Here is a 25,559-nt window from a genome sequence, read left to right as displayed (position 1 = left end):
GAATAACTATAACCGGGAATAGGCTCCAAATTGTTTCGAAAAGGTAACAATACCGTATAAATTAATTAAGATTGTAATAAGCCGTGAGCGCTTGAAGAAGTCCCAGCGGATTTTTGCGCAAATCCTTGGCGCTGAAGAACAGGTCGCCGCTGACTTCTTTAATCGAAGTATTGTAAGACAATTGATCGATAATCTCCTTGGCATTCTGCCACCCTGCCTCGGCAGTCCCCAGCTTGTAAGGTGAATGGCCGATATACAGCTTAACGTCTGTGCCGCGTACCTCATTCGCCCACCAATCCACCAGCGTGCCATAGGGAGCCGCCGTGAAAGAGAAGCTCCAGTATATCTGCGGAACGACATAATCGATCCACTCCTGCTTGATCCAGGTGCGTACATCCGCATACATGCTGTCATAAGCGGTTATACCAGCCTTGGTATCCGAGCCTGTCGCATCCAGCGCCTTGTTGCGCCACACCCCGAACGGACTGATGCCGAACTGCACCTGCGGCTTGGCGCTGTGGATGGATTCGCCCAGCTGCCGGACAAATTCATTAATATTATCCCGGCGCCAGTCGGCGAGCGTGGCGAGATTCTTGCTGTTGTATGTCCGGAAAGTAACATCATCGCCAAAGGTGCCGCCGGATGGATAGAAATAATCATCCAGATGGATGCCGTCCACATCGTATTGATGGACCACTTCCATGATCGTATCGATAATATGCTGCCGCGCCTCCGGGATGCCGGGATTAATATAAAACATGCTGCCGGATTTGACGATCCATTCGGGATGCTGCTTGACCACATGATTGCCGGCCAGCTTATCTGTTTTCGTATCAGTCGTTGCGCGGAACGGGTTGAACCAGGCATGGAATTCCATTCCCCGCTTATGTGTCTCCCCGATCATAAACGCCAGCGGATCATAATCCGGCGCTTTCCCGCTTGTTCCGGTCAGAAAGGCAGACCATGGAACAAGCGTGGAGGGGTATAAAGCGTCCCCTGCCGGGCGAACCTGAACAAATACCGCGTTCATGCCCATTCCTTGCAAATCATCCAAAAGCTTGATGAACTCATCCTGCTGCTTCGCCCTGTTTCCGAATGAACCCGTTGATGGCCAATCCAGATTGAAAACGGTCGATACCCAGGCTCCTCTGAGGCCTGCGCCGATGCCCCCCGTATTCCCGCCGCCGTTATTGTCAAGGGGCGGCAATGGAAAGGCGGGATCGACCGGCGGCTTTGGCTCCGCCGGGGCAACAGGATCGACAGGCTCGGATGGAGGCGGCTCAGCCAAACCTCCGCTTAGCATCGTGATCGTATGCACGCTCTGATTCCAGTTTACCTGCAGACCGAGCTGCTCTCCGACAAAACGCAGCGGGACCATAACTCTGCCCTGCTTGACTGTCACAGTCGTTCCCAAGGCAATCTTGCTCCCGTCCACGAGAGCGTAGGTTTGGCCGGCCGTCAGCGCAATCGACGTTTCAGGCCAGCTGATGGTCACGCTCTTGCTGCTCTGCTTCCAATCCACCGCCGCTCCCAATCCTTCGCTGATCACCCTGAGGGGAACCAGGGTTGTGTTCACTTTAGGAACAATATAAGGAGATACATCGCTTATGATTTCCTGCCCGTCCAAAAAGATCTTAATCGTACTGGAATTCTGGGCATGCACACTCAGGGCCGCAGCTTGCGACCATAAGACAACAAACAGCAAAACAGCCAGGCACTTGCGCAAGTTCATTAATAAATCCTCCAAATTTCGTTAGACTCTGCTTCTTCACTTATATATGGACGCATCATAATGGAAATTGTTGCTTCCCGAACAAGAAGAAACGGCTGAAGCCGTCTTTTGGCGGCAGAGTTAGTATCTTCCTCAAAAATATCAGAAAAGGTGAGGCCAAATTTAATAATTTCTGATATATCAAAAAAGAGACCTCCGAAGAGGTCCCTTATATGGGTTCGTATATGATTTTATTTAAGCTCCGGTTAGTAACGCGTGCATATCTTCGTCGCTTCTTTCAAATCTCAGCACTTCTTCCGCATGGATATCCCGCCTGTCAGGCTTCATAAACTTCTTCCCCTGCAGGTAGTACCCGTTCTCCCTTGCCATGGAGTAAAAAGCGCAGAGCTGATTGGCAATCCGAACGGCCTGTTCTTCCGTATGCGCGGAATACAGCGTGTTGCCGGAACCGAAAGGACTGTTATTGCTTTGAATGTTGACATCATATTGCCCAATGCTGTCATCTTCCTGCTTCACCGTAATGGTTGTGTTATAGCAGTTCACAAGATATCGGACCGTCATGTCATTCACCGCCTTGATTCAGTTTGTTTTCGGCTTGCCGTATTCCTTATTACACACATTGCTTCATAATTAACCATAATCGTATAATAAATATAGCAAAGGGGTAATTTCACTTTGACAAAAGTGGTATAATCCAATTAGTATTACTAAGCACACGCTTATGCAAATAAAAATCAAATATGTGAACAGGAGATAAACATGGCGCTTAAAATTCATATCAAAAACCTTGTAGTGGTGGACAGCAATGAAGCTGAAGGGCTTTACCATTTTGTTGCCACACTGACGGACAACACCAAATGCCGGCTTATTTACAGCAAAAAACCGGATTGGGAGTTAATCGGCGTTAACCGCCTGCTTACCGTTCCATGCCCGATTTGCCGTAAAGACTACTATTGCAACTGTATGTCCAAGCACGCTTCCGAGTTTGAGAATGAAATCAAAGAAAAAGGGCTGATCAAGATCTAACCCTTCATTCCCTGTCGACCCGCTAAACGCTTCGATCCGTTTGATTTGATGAATTCCTGCATTAGGCTTTACGATCAAATCATACGGGTCCAAACGTATGCGGACCCGCATTGCAGCCGCTCTTCCGCTAAGCTTTATTCAGTCCTTTGTCCGCATGCAGCAAATTCTCTCTCAGTTTCTTATCCGCCCTGTAATAGCTTTGACGCACAAGCTCATCCGCGCATGGCCGCTCCAGCTTATTTTCCTCTTTATTCTGATCCGGATTCGTACGGTTTATGATTTCATACAAAATTCCCATTCGGTCGCCTCCTGTCTCGCTGCCTTATTGCCTGCCTGGCCAGGAACAATGACTGCATTCGCCGGCACATGCTTTTTCTATGTATATGCGGCTGTATTCATTTTAATTGATAATGATTATCATTGTCAATTAAAAAACGGATTCGCCGTCCTTTAACGGCAAAGCAAATTTCTCCCGGAATTTAATTGCAAAAAAAAAGAACCGTACAGACTATGCTGCCGGTTCCAGGGTTAACGCTGTTATTCTTTTTCTCCCTGATTTTTTTCCTCGTGATCTTCCCATCTCTTCGAATACGCCTTATTGGTTACCCAAATGGTCAGCCAGACTACAATGACCCCAATAACAATTGCTCCAATCCAGACGCCTGCCGGTACCCCCATGCTGATCCTCCTTTATTGTTGGTATAATGGTAGCTATTTTCGATTGGGGAGAGAACGGACATATTGGTCCGAAAGCTCCATCAACTTGAGCACGTAATCGTAGTCTTTGCGGTAAGCGGAGAAATCAGTCACGGGCTTCAGCGTTGACAATGATGTAGCTTTGCCGTCCTCGAACCCTTTGCCGGGAACAAACAGGATGTCATTGTTAAAAAATGAGCCCGTCGGCAAATAGTAGCGCATGCCGAACACATTGTGATCAATATTCAGCAGATCGTGGCCAAACGCTGTAAATTTCTCTTCGCTGAGGGAGACTCCAAGCAGATTGGCGATCGTCGGCATGATATCAAGCTGTCCGCCAACTGTGTTTACAACCTTGCCGTCCGTCTCTCCGGGCATGTGGATAATGAGCGGGATGTTAAACCGGGAAACCTGCGGATCATACGTAATGCCAAGCTCAGAGCTGATAAGGGCGGGATCAATTTGATCGGGCTGCAGGCCGAAGTGATCTCCGTACAGAACCAGCACCGTGTTGTCCCACATGCCGTTTTGCTTCAAGCGGTCAATGAGCGTGCCGACCGCATAATCCGTATAGTTGACGGCGGCCAGATAGCTCCCAAGCTGCGTGCCTTTCAGCGCGTCCGGTATTTTCATTTTCAAACGATCCTCCGGCACCTCGAACGGGAAGTGGCTGGATACGGTGACGAATTGGGCGTAAAACGGCTTGCCCTGCTTGCTGAGCTCCGACAGCTTCTCTACCCCGATCCGGTACAGCTCCTCATCGGAAGCGCCAAAGCTGTTGAAATGATCATTGGTATAAAACGGCTTGTCATAATAATGATTGAAATTAAGCGCCGGATAGAGCTTGCTCCTGTCCCAGAAGCCCACATCATTGACATGGAACGTATCCGCTTCGTAATTGCGTTCCTGCAGCAGTCTTGGCATACTCGGCAGCATGCGGTTCCCGTAGCCTGTCGACATCGCAATTTTCCCCGTTGGATAAATGGACGTGTTCGACATAAACTCGGCATCGGACGTATTGCCCTGTCCGATTTGCTGGAAGATATGGGGGAAGTACATGCCCTGATCAGCCAATCCGTTCAGGACAGGCGTCAGCTCCTTCCCGTCAAGCGACAGATGGATCGGAAAATTCTGAAACGCCTCCATCTGGATGACAATGACGTTCTTCCCCTTGGCCTGCCCAAAAAAAGCAGGCGCTTCCCCCGGTTGATCCTTATACGCATAGGATGCCTGAAGGTCACTAATTTCCTGGGCGATCTCATCCGTATTGCCTTCCGCTGCTATGCTGTTATCCTTCACGGCCTTGATGGCCGACGCTACCTGATAATTTAGAAATCCATCGGTCTCGGCCGCCACCAGCTCATTCTCAATGGGCATGCCCAGCTGGATGTATCTGGCGGATATCGCGATGCAGACGACGAAAGTGATGAGTACGCCTATTTTCCAGATGGAACGGTTGGCGGGCAGGTGCACTCCGGTGATTCTGAGCACAAGCCAGCCTATAACGGCAATAACGATATCGATAAAATAGAGATAATTGCTTAACTCAATCGTGGACTGAACGCTTGATTTGATTTGCAGCACCTGATCCAGATTATAAAGCGCCGTATAGGTCGGCACCGAGCCAAAATGCGAGAAATATAAGGTGGCTGCAAACAAGGTGAGCGAATAGATGAAATTAAACAGCCAGAATACGATGGACTTCACCCTAAGCGGCAGAGCGAGCTCGAACAGGCTCAAAATAACCAGTAATGCGGCGGCGTCTGTCGTCAGCCGGCTCCAGGCAATATCATGAAAGAAAAAGCTGCGCAGCAGAATCATTTTCAGAAGCAGCAGCAGGAATATGATATAAAAGAGAGGAATACGGCGCCGCTTCTCATCCTGGAAGGACAGCGTATATCGTTGTTTTCTGAATAAAGCTTTTTCCACGAAAATCCAGATCCTTTCCTGTTCATTATTCATGTCCTCCAGTATAACATTTACGGACAGGCTCTTCTATAAGATCCGGCCCAATCATGCGCCATATGCCCCCAATCTGCAAGATTGACAAAAAATAGACACTTGGATTGATCTATTTACCAAAAGGGATAAATCTTTTATACTTAATCGTAATCCTTACTAGTTACGAAAGGTCGGTCCAATATGCCCAATTCGATTTACCGCTGGAGCCTGAACATTGTCACGGTCGGGATATTGGCCGCTCTGCTGCTGGTCTTCACAGGACATCGTATGCTATTGGCGGATCTGTTGCCTGATATTTCGGCAGCCCAGTGGCAGAGCCTGAAGACGGTTTTCGTCAGTATTTTTCTGGAGGCGCTGCCCTTCATTCTGCTTGGCGTGCTCGTTTCTTCCTTCATGAACCTGTATATTTCCGAGGAGCGAATGCGCAAATTTATCCCCAAGAATCCGCTGCTGGGCGTTGTATATGCCTGCCTGCTGGGGATTCTGCTTCCCGTATGCGAATGCGGCATGATTCCCATTGTGCGCCGGCTGATCAGCAAAGGCATGCCTGTCTATATCGGAATTACTTATATATTGGCTGCCCCGATCATCAATCCCGTCACTTTCGCAGCGACCTATATGGCCTTCCGGCTGAATACGGACATGGTATATTTCCGGATGGGACTCGCTTTCGCCGTTTCTGCCATAGTCGGTCTGGTGCTGTATCACCGGGTGAGAACCAGCCCGCTTAAGTTGGCCGCCGCTTCCCTGGAAGCGGGCGAATCTGCTGACGCCCTTTCCGGCCGTTCGCATGACCGTAATTCGCAAGTTCCAATTCATAGTGATTCCGCGCTCCGGCATGGCGCTCATGAACATGTCAGCGGCAGTCATCATCAGGCGCATATGCATGATCATCATATTCACGGGCATGGACATGCGCATGATCACGACCATGATCACAGCCATGCATCGGGAGGCAAATTCCTCTCCGTATTCACGCATGCCGCGGATGAATTTTTTGAAATGGGCAAATTTCTGATGCTCGGCGCTTTCCTGACAGCCCTGATCCAAACCTTTGTCAGCCGGGATTATCTCGTTTCGCTCAGCGGAGGCGATCTCGGCGCGCATGCTCTGATGATGGCTTTTGCCTTCCTGATCTCGTTATGCTCAACCTCCGATGCTTTTATCGCCGCTTCCTTCAACGGGGTATTTCCCAAAGGAGCCCTTTTTGCTTTTCTGGTCTTTGGACCGATGGTTGATTTCAAAAATACGCTCATGATGCTGGCGGTTTTCCGCTCGCGTTTTGTGTTTGGGCTCATTGCCCTGATTACAGCTGTCGTATTGATCCTGTCTATCGTTGCCGGACAGCTTTGGCCAAATCCATAATCAAGGAGGCGCAAGCCATGGAAGAACAATCCGTTGGACGCCAGGTCATCCATCCGATCATCCGTGCGGTTATACTGGGAGGTATCGCGTTCTATATTGCCCGGCTGCAGCTGACGGGGCATCTGACCTTGTATATCGCCCCGCGTATGACGATTTACGTCAGGCTCGCTGCAATTGCCCTCTACGGCGTAGCCGTTGTACAGATCTACCAGGCTTTCAAGCTGTGGAACGGCAAAGAAGACGACTGCGGCTGCGAGCATCCGCCTTCGCCTTCTCTCATCCGCAATATACTCGTATACGGCCTGTTTGTCGTCCCGCTTGCCGTCTTCATTTTCACCCCGGACACAACCATCGGCAGCGCGATGGCCGCCCAGAAGGGCATGACCTTGAGCACATCGGGCAGCATCAGGACGAAAGAAAAAAACGCCGCTGCCGACCCATCGCCGCTATCGGCTGACGCAAGCGTTCAAGCCGCCTCTGCTCCGCAATCAACGCCCGGCAGCCCGGAAGATGCCTCGTCAGCTGACGGTCCCCAATCGGAGCTTGCGAAGCTGTTCCCGGCAGATGAGTTCACCGAGGCATATTCCAAATACGGCATGGAGCTCTACCAGAAGCCGCTCATTACCGTTACCGAGAAGAATTATATGGAAATCCTTACTACTATCGATTTGTATCTGGATAACTTTATAGGAAAGAAATTGACCATGGAGGGCTTCGTTTACCGCGACGAAACGCTTGCTGCCAATCAATTCATTCTGGGCCGCTTCGCCGTCCAGTGCTGTACGGCGGATGCTCTCCCCTACGGCGTGCTGGTCAATGCGGCAGATGCCGGCGCGTATAAGAACGATACCTGGCTAAGAATGACCGGGACGATTAACAAAACCCAGTATAACGGCACAGATGTCATCCTCTTTACAGCCGGCAAATCCGAGAAAATCAAGCCGTCCGATGATCCCTATGTATATCCGGACTTTGATTTTGGCCTATAGTCATGGTTGCCCGTGTTTATCGCGCAGGTAAAAGCCGGACTGCATCAGCAGCCCGGCTTTTACCTGCGCGATTATAGCGATTATCTCGTTTCCCGGTGAATCGTGAATTTTTTCAGCCGCGGACTGTATTTACGCAGCTCCAGCCGCTCGGGATGGTTGCGTTTGTTCTTGGTTGTCGTATAGTTGCGGTCTCCGGTTTCCGTGCAGGCAAGTGTAACAACGACTCTCATGGTTATCAACCTTTCTTGGTTTTAATGATTTTGTTTTAGTGAAGCACTGCTTGCTCTTCCTGAACCGGATTCGGCAGATCATCCTGGAAGCTTCTCCAGTCCTGCTCAAGCTCCTCGTCCGACAGCAAGCAGTCGTCCAGGGTAGAGATGATCTGCGGTCCGTCCATCTCGATGCCGATGAATACAACCTTGTTAATCCGGTCCCCATGCACTTCATCCCAGTCGGTGAGCAGCTCCTGATCCTCAAGCAGAACCGCCTGCCTCTCATCCTCGGGCAGTGCGGCAACCCAGTAGCCAGCTGGTCCAAACTGGATGGATGGGCCTGCCTGGCTGATATTCTGGGCCATATCATTACGCGAGGACAACCACATCATCCCCTTCGCGCGGACTATGTCAACCGGCCAGTTCTCCATCCACTGCAGCAAGCGTCCGGGATGGAACGGTCTATGACGCTCGTAGACAAATGACGAGATGCCGTATTCTTCGGTTTCCGGCACATGAACAGGCTTGGCCATTTCCTTCATCCAGCCTGCCGACGTGCTCGCCGCGTCGAAGTCGAATAATCCGGTGTTCAGAATTTCCGCCGGGTCAATCATCCCTTGACTGCTGCGGATCAGCCTGGCGCTCGGCTGCAGCCTGCGCAGCACGCCTTCCAGCTCCGTCAAATCCTCTTCATCCACCAGATCGCATTTGTTCAGAATAAGCACATCGCAGAATTCAATCTGATCGATGAGCAGATCGACGACATCGCGGTGATCGTCGTCGCCAACCGCCTGACTGCGCTCCAGCAGCGTATCGCCCGAGGAGAAGTCATGCCAGAACCGGTAGGCATCCACAACGGTCACCATGCAGTCCAGCCGGCAAAACGCAGTCAAATCGATTCCATGCTCCTCATCGATGTAAGTGAAGGTCTGGGCGACCGGAAGCGGCTCGCCGACGCCCGTCGATTCGATGAGAATATAATCGAACCGGTTATCCCTGGCCAGCTTTTCCACTTCCTTGAGCAGATCCTCGCGGAGCGTACAGCAGATACAGCCGTTGGACATCTCCACCAGCTTCTCATCGGTCCGGGAGAGGCCTCCGCCGTCCTTGATCAGGTCCGCGTCAATGTTTACCTCGCTGAGATCGTTCACGATTACCGCAACCTTCAAGCCGCTCCGGTTGTTCAGAACATGATTCAATACCGTGGTTTTGCCTGCTCCCAAATAACCGCTCAATACGGTTACGGGAATTTTGGTCGTATTCATTAATCACAACGTCCCTTCAATTACGTAATTATTACGATAATGACCGAAATAAAAAGCACTATTCATTCAACGCTTTCTCCAGGCCTTCAAGATTGGATTTCATAACGGCGATATAATCCAGATTTTTGCTGATTTCTTCATCAGTCAGCCCTTCCAGAGGATTAAGCACATCTGTTTTGGCCCCTATTTCATCCGCGATGGTTTGAGCGACTTTCGGGTCAACCAAGGTTTCGAAGAAAATGGTTTTCACTTCGTTTTGTTTGGCGAACTCCACAATTTCAGCCATTTTTTCCGGAGACGGCTCTTCCTCCGGCGACAATCCGGCAATCGGAATCTGGGTGATTCCATATTCCTTGGCCATGTATCCAAAAGCCGCATGCTGGGTCACAAATCCTTTTCGTTTCGTATTGGCAAGGCCTGTCTTATAGGCATCATCCAGCTCCTGGAGCTTGGCAATATAAGCTTCGCCATTCTTCGTGTAATCCGCTTCATTGGCAGGATCAGCCTGAATGAGCGCAGCCTGGATGGCAGCCACTTCCTTCTGGGCAAGCGCCGGGTCAAGCCATACATGGGGATCAAGAACGGGACCGGCATCCGCTGGCGCCTCTTCCCCTTCTTCTTCCTCCTCCGCCGTTCCTTCCATCAGAGCAAGGCCCTTGCTGGCTTCAACGACAATCCGGTTGTCATTGGTTGTGCTGCTTATCGCGTCGTCCGCCCAGCCTTCAACGATTCCGTTGTAAACAAATACATCGGCTTCCTGCACCTGAACCATATCCTTGGCGCTTGGCTCCCAATCATGGGGCTCCGTACCGGAAGGGATCAGTCCAACGACATCGGCGTGATCGCCGGCCACCTGTTTGCTGAATTCCACCATCGGATAAAAGCTGGCGACGATTTTCAGCTTCTTGCCGCTATCCACACTTGAGCTGCCGTTTGCCCCATTCGAAGCAGTTGTGCTGTTTGCAGCCGCTGCATTGTTTTTGCCTGTGCTTGCCGTATTGCCCGTATTATTCGTATTTCCCCCGCAGCCCGCGATCAATACCGCTGAAGCAGCCACCACTGCCAAAGATTTGCTCAACCCGAATTTCATTTCTCTTCCTCCTTGTGATCTTTACCGGCCAGAAGGCGCCCGATTCGGCATCCACATACCCTATCGGGCCTTCAGGCCGGCTTGTTCTCTTTATACGGCTTAATGAAGCGATGAATCTTTAGAAAATCGGGGCAGCTGCCCTATTACGGCCGCCTCCGGTTCCTTCCTGGTTTTGCTCCTGCTTCTAACCAGCCATGCCGCGAATTTCTTGACGCCGATGCCGGTGATCAGAATGAACAGCAGCAGCAATGCAATCGTTCCGCCGGGCGGCGTGCTGAATTGATAAGAGGCGGTCAAGCCGGAGAAGACGCCAATCAATCCGATGATCATCGCGTAAATCAGCGCCGCCGTGAAGCTTGGGGCAATCCGGATCGCGAGCGCCGCCGGAAGAATGATGAGCGAGGAAACAAGCAGAACGCCGACAATCGGCATGGCCGCCGCCACAATCATGCCCGTCAGCACGCTGAAGCCAAGCGATATCCATTTTACGGGCAGACCGCTTGTTCTGGCTGTCTCTTCGTCAAACGTAATTTGATAGAGGGGTCTCCTGCAGAGAAAGAAAAATAATCCCCCGGCGATTGCCACCGCAGCCATTAATTTCAATTCCGTACTGTTTACAGCAACGACCGACCCGAACAGATAGGAGGAGAAGCTTTTGTTCACGCTATGGTTAAGACTCATCAGCACAACCGCGCTGGATAAGCCGCCGACCATAATAATGGCAATGGAAATCTCGCTGTAGGTTTTATAAGAGCGTCTGACATATTCCACTGCTATTGCGCCAATGATGGCAACCGCAAATCCGGTCAATGTCGGATTGATATGAAGATAAGCGCCGCCCGCAACGCCTGCAAGCGAAACGTGAGAGAGCATGTCTGCCATGAGCGCCTGGCGGCGCAGCATCAAATAAACGCCAAGCACCGAGGCCACCAGCGCAATCAGCCCACCGGCATAAAATGCCCGCTGCATGAAGTCGTAGTGCAGCATTTCCATCCGCCATCCTCCTTCCGAACGAGCTCGATCACCCGGTCCAGATAAGGACTGACCTCCGATAATCCATGGGTCACCATAATAACAGTCCTTCCGTACTCTTTCACCTGATGTCGCATGAGCTCATAGAGGCCGAATCGGCTCGCCTGATCCATACCGGTCGTAGGCTCATCGAGCACAAGCAGGTCCGGCTCCTGCGCCAGCGCCCGGGCAATACAGATACGCTGCTTCTGCCCGCCTGACAGCTCTCCGATCCTGCGGTGCCGCAAATCCCACATGCCGACCTGGCGGAGAGCCTGCTCGGTGCTGTCATGATCCTTGGCTTTCAAACGGCGCAGCCATGAACCGTGAACATACCGACCGGACCGCACAAATTCTGCGATCGTACTTGGAAATCCGCTGTTGAAAGCAGCAATTTGCTGCGGAACATAACCGATGACAAGCTTGTGTCCTGTGGCATTCATGGGGGATAAACGGACGTTCCCCTTCCACGGATCCAGCAGGCCCAGCACCAGCTTGAGCAGTGTCGTCTTGGAGGCGCCATTGGGTCCGGTTACGGCAACAAACTCATCCGAGTGGATCTCCAGACTTACATCTTCCAGACAGGGCACATCCCGGTATCCGAACTCAACGCCTTGCATTTCGGCAAGCAGCATGCTTGAACCCCCCTTCCTTTCTCTGATAGCACAAATTCATTCTATTTATATGTAAGTTTTACGATTTTAAGACAAGCAAGAAGAAACGGGTTTCTCCGTCCCTTGGCGGCGCAGTTCATTTCCTCCAACAGGAATATAAGCAAAGTATCGAGGTGATACTTTCTTATATTTTAAGAAGAAACGGCTCCTGCCGTCCTCCGTTTTTCTTAATCGTAATATTTACTTAATGAAGTTTACCAGCTAACACAGCATTAGTCAATGCCGCAGTCCGGCCGCCTTTTATTTCCTTTTCCGTGGCGGCGCAAGCCGTTCTGCCTCTCCAGCATGAACCTCAAAAAAATAAAAAGGGCCGATTCCCGCGTGGAAATCAACCCCTTAACCGCTTGCCGTCCTTTATTTAAACCGATTCCTTGCTGCAGCAAGGGGATCAGGCCGATGCTTCCACCTGGCAGGTTTCACATATCCCGTAAACCTCGAAGCGATGATTAATGATTTTGAAATTACCCGGCAGCTGCAGGGAATTTTCCATGGGACAATAATCAAAAGTCAACGTTTTCTCGCAGTTGACGCAAATGAGATGGTGATGGTGATGCGTGGTGCAGCTGCCCCTGAATTTGAGCCCGCCGTCCATAAAATAAAACTGCTCCAACGCTCCCATCTCGCTAAGCAGCCGCAAATTGCGGTATACCGTATCAAAGCTGAGGCTCGGATATTGGACAGTCATCAGATCATAAACGTCTTTTGGGGACAAATAGCCTTCACGCTTCGTAAAAATCTCCGCCATCATGCGGCGCTGCTCCGTTATTCTCCAGCCGTTCTTCACCATAACATCGATAATCTGCTGCATCCTATTTTGTTCAGCCATAGTAGCAATCCTTTCAAAATGAGTCTTCATTTCATCATGCCGCACTTTATGAAGATATGTCAAGACTATGAACGTTTACACGCGCCATCATGAGCCAGATGCAGGAAGGATTGTATATTCAAACCCAATTTGCAAAAGCTAACCCCGTGCCGAGAGCGATCGGCAATATGAATGAGGAGGCAACTGACAGTGTCCAATAACGTGAACAAGGATCGGAACCGCCACGGCGGAAGCGATAATAACGGGCAAAGCCAATCCGAAGTGCATGGCGGCGAGTTCCGCAATGGACGAAAAAGCATGTTCAAGAATAACAATCCCCAGGGGGATGAAATACCAAACGAATACATCAGCAAACTTGAGGACGATATTGAGGAAGAACAAAAGTAATCTTGCATCGCAAGTCGGGCAGCCGGGAAGCTCTTCAACATGGGGGCTTCCCTTGTCTGCTGCGGCATTATAAATAAGCGGAATAAACATAAAAAAAGAGCACCCTGTTTGGGGCGCACTACATCAATAAGATAACTTACCGGAAAGAAAAAGTCTACTCTTTTTTCGTTTTTTCCGTTATATTTTTTATGCTGCTTTCGCAGGCCTGCAAACAGCACCAATATTTCCGGGACTTCCTGACGGCAAGATAGAGGAAATCCTGAGAGACGGAGTGTGCGATATTGAAACAACATGCCCATATCAAATGGATTACAGCCGGGCTGCTGCTTGGCTTGGTACTGGCTTCCCTGGATCAGACCATCGTGTCCACTGCCATGCCGACAATTGTTAAAGATTTATCGGGACTTCATCTATACAGCTGGGTATTCGCAATCTACATGCTGGCCTCCACTACGACTATTCCCATCTATGGAAAGCTGGCCGACCTGTTTGGACGCAAAAAAGTGTATATGGCCGGCTTACTGGTATTTCTGGCAGGCTCTGGTCTGTGCGCCATGTCCGGAACGATGACGGAGCTCATTATATTCAGAGCCGTTCAAGGCCTGGGTGCCGGCGCTTTAATGCCCGTTGCCTTCACCATTGTCGGCGATCTGTATCCGCCTGAGCGGCGGGGAAAATTTCAGGGATTGTTTGGCGGCGTTTTTGCGCTGACCAGTACCTTAGGCCCCACGCTCGGCGGAATCATCGTCAATTATTGGCATTGGGGATGGATTTTCCTGATTAATCTGCCTATCGGGATCGCTGCGGTACTCATTATTCTGATCGCCATGAAGGAGAGCAAGGGCGCGGAGAAACGCTCCATCGACTGGTATGGGGCGGTCACGCTGAGCGGTGCGGTCGTTTCCGTTCTGCTCGCTCTGGTGCTGGCAGGCGGAGGACAGGAGGACGGGACTCATTTGGGATGGGGCTCCTGGCAAATCGTGTGCCTATTCGCAGCCAGCGCCTTGCTGTTGGGATTGTTTCTATGGATTGAAACGCGGACCCATGAACCGATTATCCCTCTACAGTTGTTCAAGCTGCGGGAAATCGCGTTCGGCAACATCGCCGGCTTCTTCATGAGTGCGGCCATGTTCGGAGCTATTGCCTACATTCCCTTGTATATTCAAGGCGTTATTGGCGTGAGTCCTTCTGTAGCCGGATATGTTCTAACCCCTCTGATGCTGTCTGTCGTTATCACATCAACCTATGGCGGACGGCTCATGGGCAAGGTATCCTTCCGGACCCTGCTTCTGCCAAGCCTGGCCATGATGGCCGGGGGTCTCCTGCTGCTGAGCACAATGACCGCAGAGACAACCCTGGCGCAAATTATTCTCTATATGATTGTGACCGGCCTTGGCATAGGCGCCGTTTTCCCTGTCCTTGGAACGGCCGCCATGAGCGCCGTGGATTTCAAAAACCGGGGAGCCGCCACCTCATCCTCGCAGTTTTTCCGTTCGATCGGGGGGACAATCGGAGTCAGCGTGTTTGGCAGTCTGCTGGCACAGCGGATGACTCTCGATCCGCAGCTGCTGCTGGATGGGGATTCCCGAAGCAAGCTTTCCGGCAACGAACTGCTGGAGCTTCAGCAGTTATTCAGCAGCGCACTGGATCATCTGTTTGCAATCGGCAGCGTGCTCGTCCTGATTGCGCTCGCGGCGAGCTTCTTCATGGGCAATGCGCGGCTTGTGCAGCGGCCCATCCGCACCAGCCCGCCTGCCGAGCAGCCGGCTTCCCTTACTGAATAACCTCATGCTCGCAATAAAGCATATCCCGCAGCAGATAAGGATCAATCAATCAGCTCATTTAGATAGCTTTTCCTGTTTTCCAGAAATCTTCGGGTGATCTGATAATGATCGGTATCCTCATAACGGATCATTGCCGGCGGCCTTGCGTCAAAGCTGTATATATCGGCGTTCGGATAGCCCAGAAGAATCGGGGAGTGGGTGGCAATAATAAGCTGCGCATAACGCTGCAGCTCATGAATCATGCTGAGGAACACCAGCTGTCTTGCCGGAGACAGCGCAGCCTCGGGCTCGTCGAGCAGATAAATTCCCCGCTGGCCGAATCGGTTCTTGAACAGGGAGAGGAAGGATTCGCCATGCGACTGCTCATGCAGCGATTTGCCGCCGTAAGCATCATAAACGGATGCGTGCTCCCTGGCAATGTCGTCGATATGGTTGGCAAAATTATAAAAGGATTCCGCCCGCAGAAAAAAACCATTGGTCAATTTGGGCATCCACGATAGCCGGATATAATCTCCGAGCTGTGCTCCCGCGGAGGCAAGCTCATATTGATTATTGCGCCCGCCTCCTGCTGTGTTGAAATGGCATTGATAAGCGATCGCCTCCAGCAGCGTTGATTTGCCCGATCCATTCTCTCCGACCAGAAAGGTTACATTCCTGCCAAAACGCAGCCGATCCAGAGACTTAATGGAAGGAATATTGAACGGATACCTGTTTCCCGCAGGTATCTTTTCTTTAAGCGTACTCACTTCAAGCAGCATCGTCAGCTTCCCTTCGTTAGACAGGATTGAGCAGCTCGTCACATTTCGACCCGATATCCGTCTCAGAATAACCTACATCCAGCCAGGACACGAGTAAATAATTGTAAAAAATATAAATTTTGCGCAGTTCATAAATAAATTTTTTATGAAAAGGTTCTGTTATTATTTACATTAATCATTGTAAATGATACGATTTGTATCGTAATAAACAAAACTAAATAGTAGGAGCTGGTGATATTGAAGAGAATGATTAAATTATTCTTAAAAAAACCGATTCTGCCAGCAGGGTTTCTAGTCATCATTCTTGTTTTCACATTATTTTTAGGCAGTCAAAATTTGCAGAACAAAATCAGGATGACCTCGACAGTAAATGCCGCTTCCCTACAGATTCAGCCAAATTCCTCGAGTGTGTACGACAAAATGAAGACAGGCTCATTCATCAACTATCTGGTGATCGGAGATGCTATCGGTCAAAGCGACGGGGCAGGCCGCAAGCGGGACAAGTGGTTTTACCGGTTCGAGGATCAGATGAAAACAACCCGCCAAGTGACGGCGCTGCGAACGCTGGTCACCAATCCCGCAGGTACTGTTTTCGGAGGATGGTATGACTACTGGAAGCTCTTGAGCGTCAATGCCAAATATGACCTGGCCATCATCAGCTTCGGCCAGAATGATCAGGCTGCACTGGACCCGCAAACGTACGGTGCGATCTACGAGAGCTTGATCCGCAATATCAAGAACCGTAACCCAAAAACTGAAATTCTGCTGTTTATCGAGAACACCGTGAAGAATAACGCTTACCCCGATATACTCAAAAAACTGAGCGCCTATTACGGGCTCACCGCAATCGATACCAGAAACGAATTCCTCTCCAACCAAAAAGAAGAACTGACGGATAACGGCACTCTTCCCAATAGCCGCGGATATGAGCTGTACACCAACCAAATCATGCAAGCCCTGGAAGCCAATCTGAACGCTGGCAAAACCATAACAGCGCTTCCTGAAACGCCTCTTTTCCCGGATTCGGAGCTGTTCCATACAGGAAATGAAACGATGATTTCCCCTTCTGACATGAGCTCGCAAGGATTTGTTGAAAACAACAACCGCTATACAGGCAGCCGCCCGGGGGACTATATCAGCAGTTCCTTCGAAGGGAACGTGCTGGGTCTCAATATCGAGACTTCAAACAGCGGCGGAATCGGCAAAGTATATATAGACGGAAAGTTCGCAGGCCTGGTGGATGCCTATTCCAAATTCTCCACGACAAAAAAGATGTTCATAACCAGCGGTCTGACATCGGGCACGCATTCATTTAAGCTGGTCGTCACCGAGAACAAAAAGAAAGAGTCCGCAGGGACGACGATCAGACTGCTTAATCTGATTACCAGCGATGACAAGTCATAAAAAAAAGCAAAAAGCTGTTCAGTTCGGCCGATATGCGCCAAGCTCATTGCCGAACGGATCGACGAATTTGATTACCCAGCCGAAGCCTTCATCCTGATACATACGGATGAAGGTATTATTTTTGTCCAGCTGCTGCTTCAATTGAACCATATTCTCCGTAATGAACATAAAAGCCGGCATTGGAAAATCCTCCTCCGACAGCCATTGAACCTTCGTTTCCTTATTGCTGTGGTGGAGCATCAAAAAGGGGCCTTTGGCAAAACGCAGCCATGCTGCATGCTTATGTACAGATTTAACCTCGAGTCCGAGCACCTCGGAATACCACTGTGTCGCTTTCTTCAAATCATTGACGGGCAATTGAACATGGTCTACTCCCTGGATGTAATGAGTGCGCAAGAAATTCCCCTCCCCAGCCGCTTCATACCCCTTTGACAGGGCAGTACAGATTATTGCAATCATACCATATTTGGCAATAATCTGAAAATAACCCTTTCAAAATCCTTACATGGAAGAAGCGGCCTTGCCGTCCCTGGGGGAAGGGCTGTCCCTATTAATTATCCGTCCGGTCGATTTCGCTCGTCCTGTCCTCCCATCTGCGGGAATAGGCTTTGTTCGTTACCCAAATGGTTATCCAGGTTACGATAATGGCAATAATAATGGCACATATCCATACAAAAGCAGGTACACCCATTTTGTACACCTCCCTTATCTATTGTGAAGCAGGCTGCCGCCAGGTCCTATCCCTTAAAACGGACGATGCTCTGCTTCGACTCGTTAACGGTCAGCTGGAACACGTCAGGACGGCTGTAATGGCCGACTGCGTCAAAGTCAAACCGGCTCTGCGTTACCAGCGCCATGTCCAGCTCGGCCATAATAAGGCCTTCTTCATCATACAAAGGCTGGGCGACATATTCGCCCAGCGGCCCTACAACCGCGCTGCCGCCACGGCACAGCACCTCCGGATCGCCTGCGATATTGTCATAGCCGTATAAATCCCCGGGATAGGTCGATTTTGTTGCATATTGATTGCTGGATATGACGTAGCAGCGTCCTTCGCAGGCAATATGCCGGAGGGTGGCCTGCCATGTGTCGCGGGCATCCGCAGTAGGCGTGACCAGAATATCGATACTTTTGGCGTACATGGCCGTTCTCGCCAGGGGCATATAATTCTCCCAGCAGATCAAACCGCCAATACGGCCAAAAGGCGTGTCGATCACCGTCAAGGTGCTGCCGTCCCCTTGCCCCCACAGCAGCCTTTCGGCTCCTGTCGGCATCAACTTCCGATGCTTGCCCAACACTTCCCCGTCCGGCCCTATATACAGGATGGTGTTGTAAAGCGTAGCGCCGCTGAATTCCCCGTCGCGCTCAACCACTCCGATAACCAGATAAAGACCGGTCTCACGGGCAATCTCTCCCAGGCGAAGCGTATCCTTGCCCGGAATATCGACAGCGCTCTCCCAGTATCTTGCGAAGTCCTTGCGGCCTTCCATCGTTCTGCTGCCGACCCGGGCGCCGAAGGAAAGCCCTCTCGGATAGCCGGCGACAAAAACTTCAGGAAACACAAGCAGACGGGCATCTTGAGATTGCGCTTGTGATGCGTAATCGGCGATACGCTCCAGTGCCGACTCCTTGTCAAATAGAACCGGCGCCGCTTGAACGACTGCAATCCGTACATTTTGCCCCATCCTGACCATCCTCTCCCGCAAGCCCTTATTCATGTCTGTTGAAGATGCAATTCTGTTCGATATGCCCTTATCATAGAAGCAAATGATCCCCTTGTAACCAGCCAATTGGATCAGAATAAACCCATCCATTTGAGGTGAATTGATGAATTGGATGGTCAATTGCAAATCCAATCGGCAGGCTGTATGATAGCTTGAGCCGGTTATGATTCGTTTGTATCGTTCAAAGCCTGTATTTTATTTGTCAGAGGTGTGACTTCTAGATGTGGAAACCTGACCGGAATTCGAAACAGCCGATATACCGGCAAATCGTGGAGCATTTGGAGCGGAGTATTGCATGCGGCGAGCTTCCTCCGGGCAGTCTGCTTCCGTCCGAGCGGAAAATGGCGGAGCAGCTGGATGTGAACCGCAGCACCATTGTTCAGGCCTATGAAGAGCTGCGCGCATCAGGATTGCTGGAAAGCGCTGTAGGCAGAGGCACCAGCGTCAGCCGCACCAAATGGGGGCTCACTCCATCCCATACGCCAAATTGGCGGCAGTATACGGAGGGAGGAGCTTTCCTGCCCAATCTCCCGCTGATGCGGCGTATCCGCGAAGTGATCCGTCATGACGCGAATTTGATCGATATGGCAAGCGGCGAGCTATCGGCCGATTTGTTTCCCAATGAACTCGTCCAGGAGCTGCTTCGGGAGCAGCCCTTTACGGAGCATCTGGGCTATGATCATCCCCAGGGAAGCCCGGCATTGCGCACGACTCTGGCAAGGTTTCTTGGCCGCCGCCACGGGATTGCCGCCACGGAATCCTCCATATTGATTACATCGGGTTCCCAGCAGTCCCTGTACTTGATCACCCAATGCCTGTTATCACCGGGAGATGCGGTAGCGATTGAGGATCCCTCCTACTGCTACTCCCTGCCGATGTTCCAGTCTGCGGGTCTTCGCATATGCCGGCTTCCAGTTTACAAGGACGGCATTGACCCGGAGGATGTCGCCAGGCTTTACCGCGAGCACCGGATTCGAATGGTCTTTCTGAATCCCAATTTCCAGAATCCCACCGGGAGTATTCTCAGTCTGACGAAGAGGAGACGTCTTCTGGAAATCGCCGCAGAACTCAGGATTCCCATTGTCGAGGACGATCCTTTCAGCCTCACCTCGATGCTGCCGGAGCCTCCGCAGACATTGAAAGCACTGGACAAGGACGGCATCGTGATGTATATCGGCTCCTTATCCAAAATTGCCGCCTCCGGCCTGCGGATTGGCTGGCTTGCTGCCCCGCAATCTGTCGTCAGCCGGCTCGCGGATGCCAGGCAGCAAATGGATTTCGGGCTCAGCATCGTGTCGGAATGGCTGGCGGAACAACTGATGCGCTCCGGACGTTTTGATGACCATATTATCCATTTGCAGATGGCGCTGCAGCAGAAGCGGGACGAGATGATCGACACCCTGAACAAATATTTGCCGGATGCCGTCACCTTCGACCTTCCGCATGGCGGTCTGAACCTTTGGTGCAAAATCAACCGGAAGGTAAATGACAGCCGTCTGCTGGAGGAAGGAATCCGCAGCGGAGTCGTATTCGTCCCGGGGACCGTATATGGATCAGAGGAAGGTTATATCCGGCTCAGCTACGCCAAGCCCAGGCTTGAGGATATAGAACCGGGGATCAGGGCTTTGGCCCAAGCGCTGCTTGGACAGTCAGCTGTCCGCTGAGCTCCTTCAGTAACAACCGGTATTTTCCTCCCTCCGAAATAAGCAAAGCCTAGCCAAATACACGCTTACTTATATTTCAAATAAGCCTTTCGGAACTGCATCCGAAAGGCCATAGAAATGAAGGGGGGATTCATTATATCTTATTACCGGCAATACGGCGGAGCAGATCGTCCCTTACATAAACATAGGCGTGCTCGTCATTGGTTCTGGCATAGAACCGCAGAGCATCAAGACCCTTGCACAGCAGAGCCGAGAGAAACCTCTCTTCAAAATGCCTGATCTCTTTGCCTTCGGCTTGACAATGCTTATAATAAAGCTCGGGAAGCCTGACATGCGGCGACCACAAATCAAAGGTGGCCAGGTCGTACATATAATCGCCATACATCGCCATTTCCCAGTCAATCACGCCAGTCAAGCGCGGCCCGTCTGCAATCAGATTTCCTGTATGAAAATCGCCATGAACCAGATAACGTTCCTCCTGGCTGTACGCAGCCAGCCTCATCATCCTGCCGTATAAGGCATCGAACAGTCCTTTATCCAGGAAACTCCCTTCAAACAAACCATGCCAGCCCTGCCAGAATCCCGGCTCTTTCTCATCGAAGGACGATTCCAGATGCGCCTGCCAGCTTGCTTGGCTGCCATTGCCGGAAGGCAGAATCCATCCAAACCCCTGTGTCTCCCCCACATTCAGCTTGTTTATCCCGGCAAAAAGCTTAATCAGCATGGATTGGAGCAGGGGCAGTTGATCCGCATCATATTGAACCAGGGTTTTTCCCGCAGCGCGCTTGGAGATCGCGAAGTACATCCCGTTAACTGGCCCGATTTCAATAATTGCCGGAATTGGCAGCTCATCTGAAGCGAAATGGTCGGACAAATAACGCTCTTTTTGAAATCCGCTCTCCCGGGCATTAAAACGAACAACATAATCCTGCTCCCTGAACCGGAAGAAATATGCGCGGTTGACCTCTCCCTGTTCAATAGCCTCCAATCCTGAAACAGGCTCTCCCCAATAATCCTGCAGAAAAGCAGCGGCGGACTGGCCGTCCATATCAGACTTGATGACAGACATATAAATCCCTCTTCTCTTTTTTTTAAATTGTCAGCTATTTGGTTAAACGGTAGATCGCGGGCTGAATCCCTTTCAGACTGATCCGCATCAGCTCCGTACAGTCAAGCCCGTATTTCTCCGCTGCCGAGCGAAGCAGTGCGCCGTCTTCCGCAAGAAGTACAGCTCTGCCCACAGGGTCAAGCAGCCTGGACATTTCCCTGAGCAGAGCGCCATACAGCTCCTGCAATGACTCGCGCTGGCCTATTTGCCTGCCGAACGCCAGGTTGCTGATAATCGTGCTGGCCCAGCCGTTGTCAATCGGCAGATTCCTTGCATCCCATTGATGAATAGCTGCCGGGAACCTCCCGGGCAAATTATGCCTGCTGGCCTGAACCGCATTCGCGGAACAATCCCCTCCCCTGATTTCCCGAAGAGGATAAGCCAGGCGTTCGCCTACTAATGTTCCGGATCCGCAGCACGGGTCGATGATGCGGTCGGCAGGCTGCGGCGATGACAGCCACACAAGCGCGTGGGCAACGGTTGGGCGAAGGGCACCGGGAGTGAAGATGCGTTCCCTGGAGCGGTATCTGAAGGTTGAATCCGTCATACGGAATGAAAAAACAGCCGCATCATCATCAATATCCAGGCGAAATTCGCAGCCGTGACTCTCAGGGCTTCCCTTTCTCCACCAGGGATAATGCCTCCCGATGCCGTACATGGCCGCCTCAGCCGCCTCAAACCGGCTGTAGCTGTGCGCACCCTTCCGGCTGGCATTGACCACGAATCCCCCCTCGCGCAAGCCGGCGGTATCTGCAAAAGACAGATCGCATGCCGCGACATTCTTCTGCAGACTGGGCAGGTCCGAGCGGTGCAGCCCAACGGAAAAGCAGCAGATTACACGGTATATATTATCTGCGGTGCGCAAGGACAGAAGGTCGCGGGCGGGCAAAGCCGTTACAAAAAAGATTTTTCCCCGTTTAATCGACTTGATTTGCGCCTCCGGAATTTTACGGCTCATTTCATCAGCCAGGACAGCTTCTATTCCGGGAAGCACCGTGGCCATATAACGAATTCTATTCATGCTGGGTTCCTCCGATAATGGAAAATCGGAAAACCGGCTGAACGCAAAAAAAGCCACAAATGAACAAATGTCCATTCACAGCTCAGGCATACAACGGGTAATAACTGAAATAACCCTGTTTATTTGCAGGAGCAACCGATTGACCGTAATGTTCAAGACATTTCCGGTATCCCAATCAAGCCATGAAAAATCAATCCGGCCATTCGACCGAATCTTCTCATCCCAACTTGGAAATACCGTCTATTCAGTTTATTAGGACTGAACAGCTGTCAAGAATACGGTCATCATCATCACGGCAAACTACCTCCTGCTTCAACGTACTTTTTATTCTATAGGAAACGCTTGCAGCAATCAAGATTTTTTGAGATAACGCCTGTAGCCAAGCTTTCCCAATATAAACAGGACACTTCCTGCCAGGACAATAAATATGAACATGCAGACCTCTTGATCCGGACTCTCCACCCGGCCAAAGGAAACCTCGCTTGCAGCCGGCTCCACTGTATTGTACGCCTCGGCAATGTCAGGCACATATTTCATGGTCATGTAGACGCCTTGTCCAATCTGCACCGCCAAATAAATAACGGCGAGCGCAGCACCTGCCAGCAGACTTTGCAGAATGGTCCTGATCAATTTCCCCCAACTCCTTTATGCAGATGCCAAAAGTTCACTTTTACAATTGTACCACAATCTGGGATTGCTCTCCTTCAAAATCCTGTAGAGACAAGGACTACAACAGGAATAATAAAAAGCCGCCGGCGCAAAGGCCGGCGGCTGCTCTATTGAATCGATTGGGATTACCAGTTGTTCAACGTATCCGTCAGAACAGGGACGATTTGCGATTTGCGCGAAACAACGCCCTTGAGGATTGCTTTGTTGTCGGCAAGCTTGACGTTATAAGCTTTTTCAACAGCACCGGATACTTTGCCAAGCGCAAGCGCAACGGAATCGTTATTGAGAATGTCGGTCACAACCAGCAGGAACAGGTCGAGTCCTTTATCGGCGATAATGCCGCTCAGTGCATCTTCAAGCTCGGCTTGGCGGGAAATCACATCATTGGTATCCACAGCGTTTACTTGAGCGATTTCCACTTTATAGCTGCCCATCGTAAACTCCTTGGCGTCAAGGGAGATCAGTTGAGCGATCGTTTTGTCGCTAAGGTCCGCTCCCGCTTTGAGCATTTCCAGTCCGTAGCTGTCGGCGTCCACGCCGGCAATCTCGGCAAGCTCGCGGGCTGCCGCAATATCCTGCTCCGTGCAGGTCGGGGATTTGAACAGCAGGGAATCGGAGATGATGGCGGAGAGCATCAGACCGGCAATCTCTTTGCCGATTTTCAAGCCGTTTTCCTTGTACATTTTATTGAGAATCGTCGCTGTACAGCCAACCGGCTCAGCGCGGTAGTATAAGGGCTGGCTTGTCTCGAAATTGGCAATACGGTGATGGTCGATAACCTCCACAACGCGAACCTGATCAATATCGGCAGCGCTTTGCTGGCGTTCGTTATGGTCAACCAGGATAACGCTGGAAGCTTCACCGGCAACCGTCTCCACAAGACGGGGTGCTGCGGTGTTGAACTGTGTCAACGCATATTGCGTTTCTCCGTTCACTTCACCGAGGCGAACGGCTTCAACATTCAGACCCAGCTGAGTTTTCAGATCGGCGTAAGCGATTGCGGAACAAATGGTGTCCGTATCCGGGTTTTTGTGTCCGAAAATAAGTATTTTTTCCATGGTTGTTCTCCTTAATAATGAAATTTTTGACGAGATCCCTTATATTATAACGAATTATTCGCCTTATTCCTATGCTTTATGTAAGAAATTGAAGAGCGGTTTGTTCACATTTCAGACGATTATGAATGCGCGGTCTGTTTCGCCGGTTTAATTACGGTCCCGTAAATCCATTTAAGAACGTCGCCATATACCTGCTCACGGCCAATCTCATTGAGGATTTCATGCCGCATGCCTTCATACAAGGTCATCCCCAGCTCCATTACCCCGGCTTTACCGAATGAACGGTAGGCTCTTTTCACCGTTTTGCCGTAGGCGCCAACCGGGTCATCCTGACCGGAGAGCATGACAATGGGCAAATTGCGCGGCATGTGCCGGATGTTGGATTTCTTCGTAATGTAGAGCAGTCCGTCAAACATATCCCGAAAGCCGGCGGCTGTAAAAACAAATCCGCACTGCTCGTCATCAATAAAACGATCCACCTCCGCTTCGTCGCGGGTGAGCCAGTCCTGGAGCGTTCTTGCCGGTTTAATCCGGCGGTTGAAGGATTTGTAGGTCAGCTTATTGAGAAAATGACTGCGGTACATGCAGCCCTTGGTCATGATCTCCCAAGCCGCAATTCCTCTTCCCAGATGAAGCAGCACCCGGGGCTGATGCGCCGTTCCGATCAAAATCATACCGTCCAGCTCCTCACCGGCTATAATGGCATAATGCCTGGCGAGAAAGGACCCCATGCTGTGCCCGACCAACGTCAGCTTCAAATCCGGATGCTCGGATCTGGCCAGGGCTGTCACACGCCTCAAATCGCTCACCATGCCCGCCCAGCCGTTCCGTTCTCCGAAGAAGCCGAGCTCCTCCCGCTTCTCCACTGACCAGCCATGACCACGCAGATCGCTGGCATAAACAACCAACCCCCGTTCTGTCAAATATCTGGCAAAATGCTCATAGCGCCTCGCATGCTCGCAGGAGCCATGGATCAAATGAATCAAACCCGTAATCTCTTCGCCTTCATCCGGCTCCCATTTGTACAGATGAATAGATTCTCCCGGCAATTGATGATGAGTGCTTCTCATGCAGAATTCCTCCGTTCTTAGAGTACTCCGTCTTTATTTTGCCGTTATTTTCAACATTTCAGTC

The 25,559-nt window shown here is 51.0% G+C and carries 27 protein-coding genes; 7 read left to right on the top strand and 20 right to left on the bottom strand.

What is annotated here, in order from left to right:
• Positions 1 to 61 precede the first annotated feature (61 nt).
• Positions 62 to 1,732: a family 10 glycosylhydrolase gene (locus AC0YOB_RS15285; RefSeq protein ID WP_475793495.1), complete on the bottom strand. Its 1,671-nt coding sequence runs from the start codon at positions 1,730 to 1,732 to the stop codon at positions 62 to 64.
• Between the two features lie 234 nt (positions 1,733 to 1,966).
• Positions 1,967 to 2,293, bottom strand: coding sequence for a hypothetical protein (locus AC0YOB_RS15280; protein WP_475793494.1), 327 nt, complete (start codon positions 2,291 to 2,293; stop codon positions 1,967 to 1,969).
• A gap of 198 nt (positions 2,294 to 2,491) precedes the next feature.
• Between AC0YOB_RS15280 and AC0YOB_RS15275 the strand changes: the two genes are divergently transcribed.
• Positions 2,492 to 2,758, top strand: coding sequence for a hypothetical protein (locus AC0YOB_RS15275; protein WP_210039765.1), 267 nt, complete (start codon positions 2,492 to 2,494; stop codon positions 2,756 to 2,758).
• A 127-nt stretch (positions 2,759 to 2,885) separates the two neighbouring features.
• Here the strand turns inward: AC0YOB_RS15275 and AC0YOB_RS15270 are convergent, their stop codons facing one another.
• From AC0YOB_RS15270 to AC0YOB_RS15260, 3 genes are all read right to left on the bottom strand, one after another.
• Positions 2,886 to 3,056, bottom strand: coding sequence for a hypothetical protein (locus AC0YOB_RS15270; RefSeq protein ID WP_210039764.1), 171 nt, complete (start codon positions 3,054 to 3,056; stop codon positions 2,886 to 2,888).
• A 239-nt stretch (positions 3,057 to 3,295) separates the two neighbouring features.
• Complete coding sequence (locus AC0YOB_RS15265) at positions 3,296 to 3,436, bottom strand: hypothetical protein (protein WP_475793493.1); 141 nt, start codon at positions 3,434 to 3,436, stop codon at positions 3,296 to 3,298.
• A gap of 33 nt (positions 3,437 to 3,469) precedes the next feature.
• Complete coding sequence (locus tag AC0YOB_RS15260) at positions 3,470 to 5,275, bottom strand: LTA synthase family protein (RefSeq protein ID WP_475793574.1); 1,806 nt, start codon at positions 5,273 to 5,275, stop codon at positions 3,470 to 3,472.
• Positions 5,276 to 5,596: 321 nt separating this feature from the next.
• On the opposite strand from AC0YOB_RS15260, the gene AC0YOB_RS15255 reads away from it, so the two are divergent.
• Positions 5,597 to 6,781, top strand: a complete 1,185-nt coding sequence (locus AC0YOB_RS15255) for a permease (RefSeq protein WP_475793492.1) — start codon at positions 5,597 to 5,599, stop codon at positions 6,779 to 6,781.
• A 17-nt stretch (positions 6,782 to 6,798) separates the two neighbouring features.
• On the top strand, positions 6,799 to 7,770 hold the full coding sequence (locus AC0YOB_RS15250) for a TIGR03943 family putative permease subunit (RefSeq protein WP_475793491.1): 972 nt from the start codon (positions 6,799 to 6,801) through the stop codon (positions 7,768 to 7,770).
• A gap of 80 nt (positions 7,771 to 7,850) precedes the next feature.
• On the opposite strand, the gene rpmG is transcribed toward AC0YOB_RS15250, so the two are convergent.
• The 6 genes from rpmG to AC0YOB_RS15220 all read right to left on the bottom strand — a co-directional run bounded on the left by rpmG (position 7,851) and on the right by AC0YOB_RS15220 (position 12,848).
• Entirely contained in the window at positions 7,851 to 8,000 is a 150-nt protein-coding gene (gene rpmG / locus AC0YOB_RS15245; RefSeq protein WP_210039760.1) for a 50S ribosomal protein L33, read from the bottom strand.
• Between the two features lie 35 nt (positions 8,001 to 8,035).
• A complete protein-coding gene (locus AC0YOB_RS15240; protein WP_475793490.1) occupies positions 8,036 to 9,247 on the bottom strand; it encodes a GTP-binding protein in 1,212 nt (403 codons plus the stop codon).
• A gap of 58 nt (positions 9,248 to 9,305) precedes the next feature.
• Positions 9,306 to 10,337 (bottom strand): metal ABC transporter substrate-binding protein, encoded by a 1,032-nt coding sequence (locus AC0YOB_RS15235; protein ID WP_475793489.1) that lies wholly within the window; start codon positions 10,335 to 10,337, stop codon positions 9,306 to 9,308.
• Positions 10,338 to 10,436: 99 nt separating this feature from the next.
• Positions 10,437 to 11,330, bottom strand: coding sequence for a metal ABC transporter permease (locus tag AC0YOB_RS15230; RefSeq protein WP_475793488.1), 894 nt, complete (start codon positions 11,328 to 11,330; stop codon positions 10,437 to 10,439).
• Entirely contained in the window at positions 11,276 to 11,983 is a 708-nt protein-coding gene (locus AC0YOB_RS15225; protein WP_475793487.1) for a metal ABC transporter ATP-binding protein, read from the bottom strand. The genes AC0YOB_RS15230 and AC0YOB_RS15225 overlap by 55 nt, the downstream gene beginning before the upstream one ends.
• A gap of 427 nt (positions 11,984 to 12,410) precedes the next feature.
• Positions 12,411 to 12,848 (bottom strand): Fur family transcriptional regulator, encoded by a 438-nt coding sequence (locus AC0YOB_RS15220; RefSeq protein ID WP_210039755.1) that lies wholly within the window; start codon positions 12,846 to 12,848, stop codon positions 12,411 to 12,413.
• Between the two features lie 189 nt (positions 12,849 to 13,037).
• Here AC0YOB_RS15220 and AC0YOB_RS15215 point away from each other — a divergent pair, with 189 nt between their 5' ends.
• A complete protein-coding gene (locus AC0YOB_RS15215; RefSeq protein WP_210040028.1) occupies positions 13,038 to 13,235 on the top strand; it encodes a hypothetical protein in 198 nt (65 codons plus the stop codon).
• 281 nt (positions 13,236 to 13,516) lie between these two features.
• On the top strand, positions 13,517 to 15,019 hold the full coding sequence (locus AC0YOB_RS15210; RefSeq protein ID WP_475793486.1) for an MDR family MFS transporter: 1,503 nt from the start codon (positions 13,517 to 13,519) through the stop codon (positions 15,017 to 15,019).
• Positions 15,020 to 15,060: 41 nt separating this feature from the next.
• Here the strand turns inward: AC0YOB_RS15210 and AC0YOB_RS15205 are convergent, their stop codons facing one another.
• Entirely contained in the window at positions 15,061 to 15,777 is a 717-nt protein-coding gene (locus AC0YOB_RS15205) for an AAA family ATPase (RefSeq protein ID WP_475793485.1), read from the bottom strand.
• A gap of 246 nt (positions 15,778 to 16,023) precedes the next feature.
• Between AC0YOB_RS15205 and AC0YOB_RS15200 the strand changes: the two genes are divergently transcribed.
• Entirely contained in the window at positions 16,024 to 17,181 is a 1,158-nt protein-coding gene (locus AC0YOB_RS15200; protein ID WP_475793573.1) for an SGNH/GDSL hydrolase family protein, read from the top strand.
• A gap of 18 nt (positions 17,182 to 17,199) precedes the next feature.
• Here the strand turns inward: AC0YOB_RS15200 and AC0YOB_RS15195 are convergent, their stop codons facing one another.
• The 3 genes from AC0YOB_RS15195 to AC0YOB_RS15185 all read right to left on the bottom strand — a co-directional run bounded on the left by AC0YOB_RS15195 (position 17,200) and on the right by AC0YOB_RS15185 (position 18,875).
• Positions 17,200 to 17,577: a VOC family protein gene (locus AC0YOB_RS15195; protein ID WP_475767490.1), complete on the bottom strand. Its 378-nt coding sequence runs from the start codon at positions 17,575 to 17,577 to the stop codon at positions 17,200 to 17,202.
• Between the two features lie 154 nt (positions 17,578 to 17,731).
• Entirely contained in the window at positions 17,732 to 17,872 is a 141-nt protein-coding gene (locus tag AC0YOB_RS15190) for a hypothetical protein (protein ID WP_210039751.1), read from the bottom strand.
• 46 nt (positions 17,873 to 17,918) lie between these two features.
• Entirely contained in the window at positions 17,919 to 18,875 is a 957-nt protein-coding gene (locus AC0YOB_RS15185; RefSeq protein WP_475793572.1) for a carbon-nitrogen hydrolase family protein, read from the bottom strand.
• 251 nt (positions 18,876 to 19,126) lie between these two features.
• On the opposite strand from AC0YOB_RS15185, the gene pdxR reads away from it, so the two are divergent.
• Positions 19,127 to 20,569: a MocR-like pyridoxine biosynthesis transcription factor PdxR gene (gene pdxR, locus AC0YOB_RS15180; protein ID WP_475793484.1), complete on the top strand. Its 1,443-nt coding sequence runs from the start codon at positions 19,127 to 19,129 to the stop codon at positions 20,567 to 20,569.
• 133 nt (positions 20,570 to 20,702) lie between these two features.
• Here pdxR and AC0YOB_RS15175 read toward each other — a convergent pair whose 3' ends face one another.
• From AC0YOB_RS15175 to AC0YOB_RS15155, 5 genes are all read right to left on the bottom strand, one after another.
• Entirely contained in the window at positions 20,703 to 21,638 is a 936-nt protein-coding gene (locus AC0YOB_RS15175; RefSeq protein WP_475793483.1) for a phosphotransferase family protein, read from the bottom strand.
• Positions 21,639 to 21,672: 34 nt separating this feature from the next.
• On the bottom strand, positions 21,673 to 22,698 hold the full coding sequence (locus tag AC0YOB_RS15170) for a THUMP domain-containing class I SAM-dependent methyltransferase (RefSeq protein WP_475793482.1): 1,026 nt from the start codon (positions 22,696 to 22,698) through the stop codon (positions 21,673 to 21,675).
• 351 nt (positions 22,699 to 23,049) lie between these two features.
• Positions 23,050 to 23,328, bottom strand: a complete 279-nt coding sequence (locus tag AC0YOB_RS15165; RefSeq protein WP_475793481.1) for a hypothetical protein — start codon at positions 23,326 to 23,328, stop codon at positions 23,050 to 23,052.
• 164 nt (positions 23,329 to 23,492) lie between these two features.
• Entirely contained in the window at positions 23,493 to 24,425 is a 933-nt protein-coding gene (locus tag AC0YOB_RS15160) for a manganese-dependent inorganic pyrophosphatase (RefSeq protein WP_475793480.1), read from the bottom strand.
• Positions 24,426 to 24,544: 119 nt separating this feature from the next.
• On the bottom strand, positions 24,545 to 25,495 hold the full coding sequence (locus AC0YOB_RS15155; RefSeq protein ID WP_475793479.1) for an alpha/beta fold hydrolase: 951 nt from the start codon (positions 25,493 to 25,495) through the stop codon (positions 24,545 to 24,547).
• Positions 25,496 to 25,559 lie beyond the last annotated feature (64 nt).

The organism is Paenibacillus sp. JT31N17 (assembly GCF_056269255.1).
Note: the sequence above shows the minus strand (reverse complement) of the source record. Positions and strands in the feature narration are given on the sequence as shown.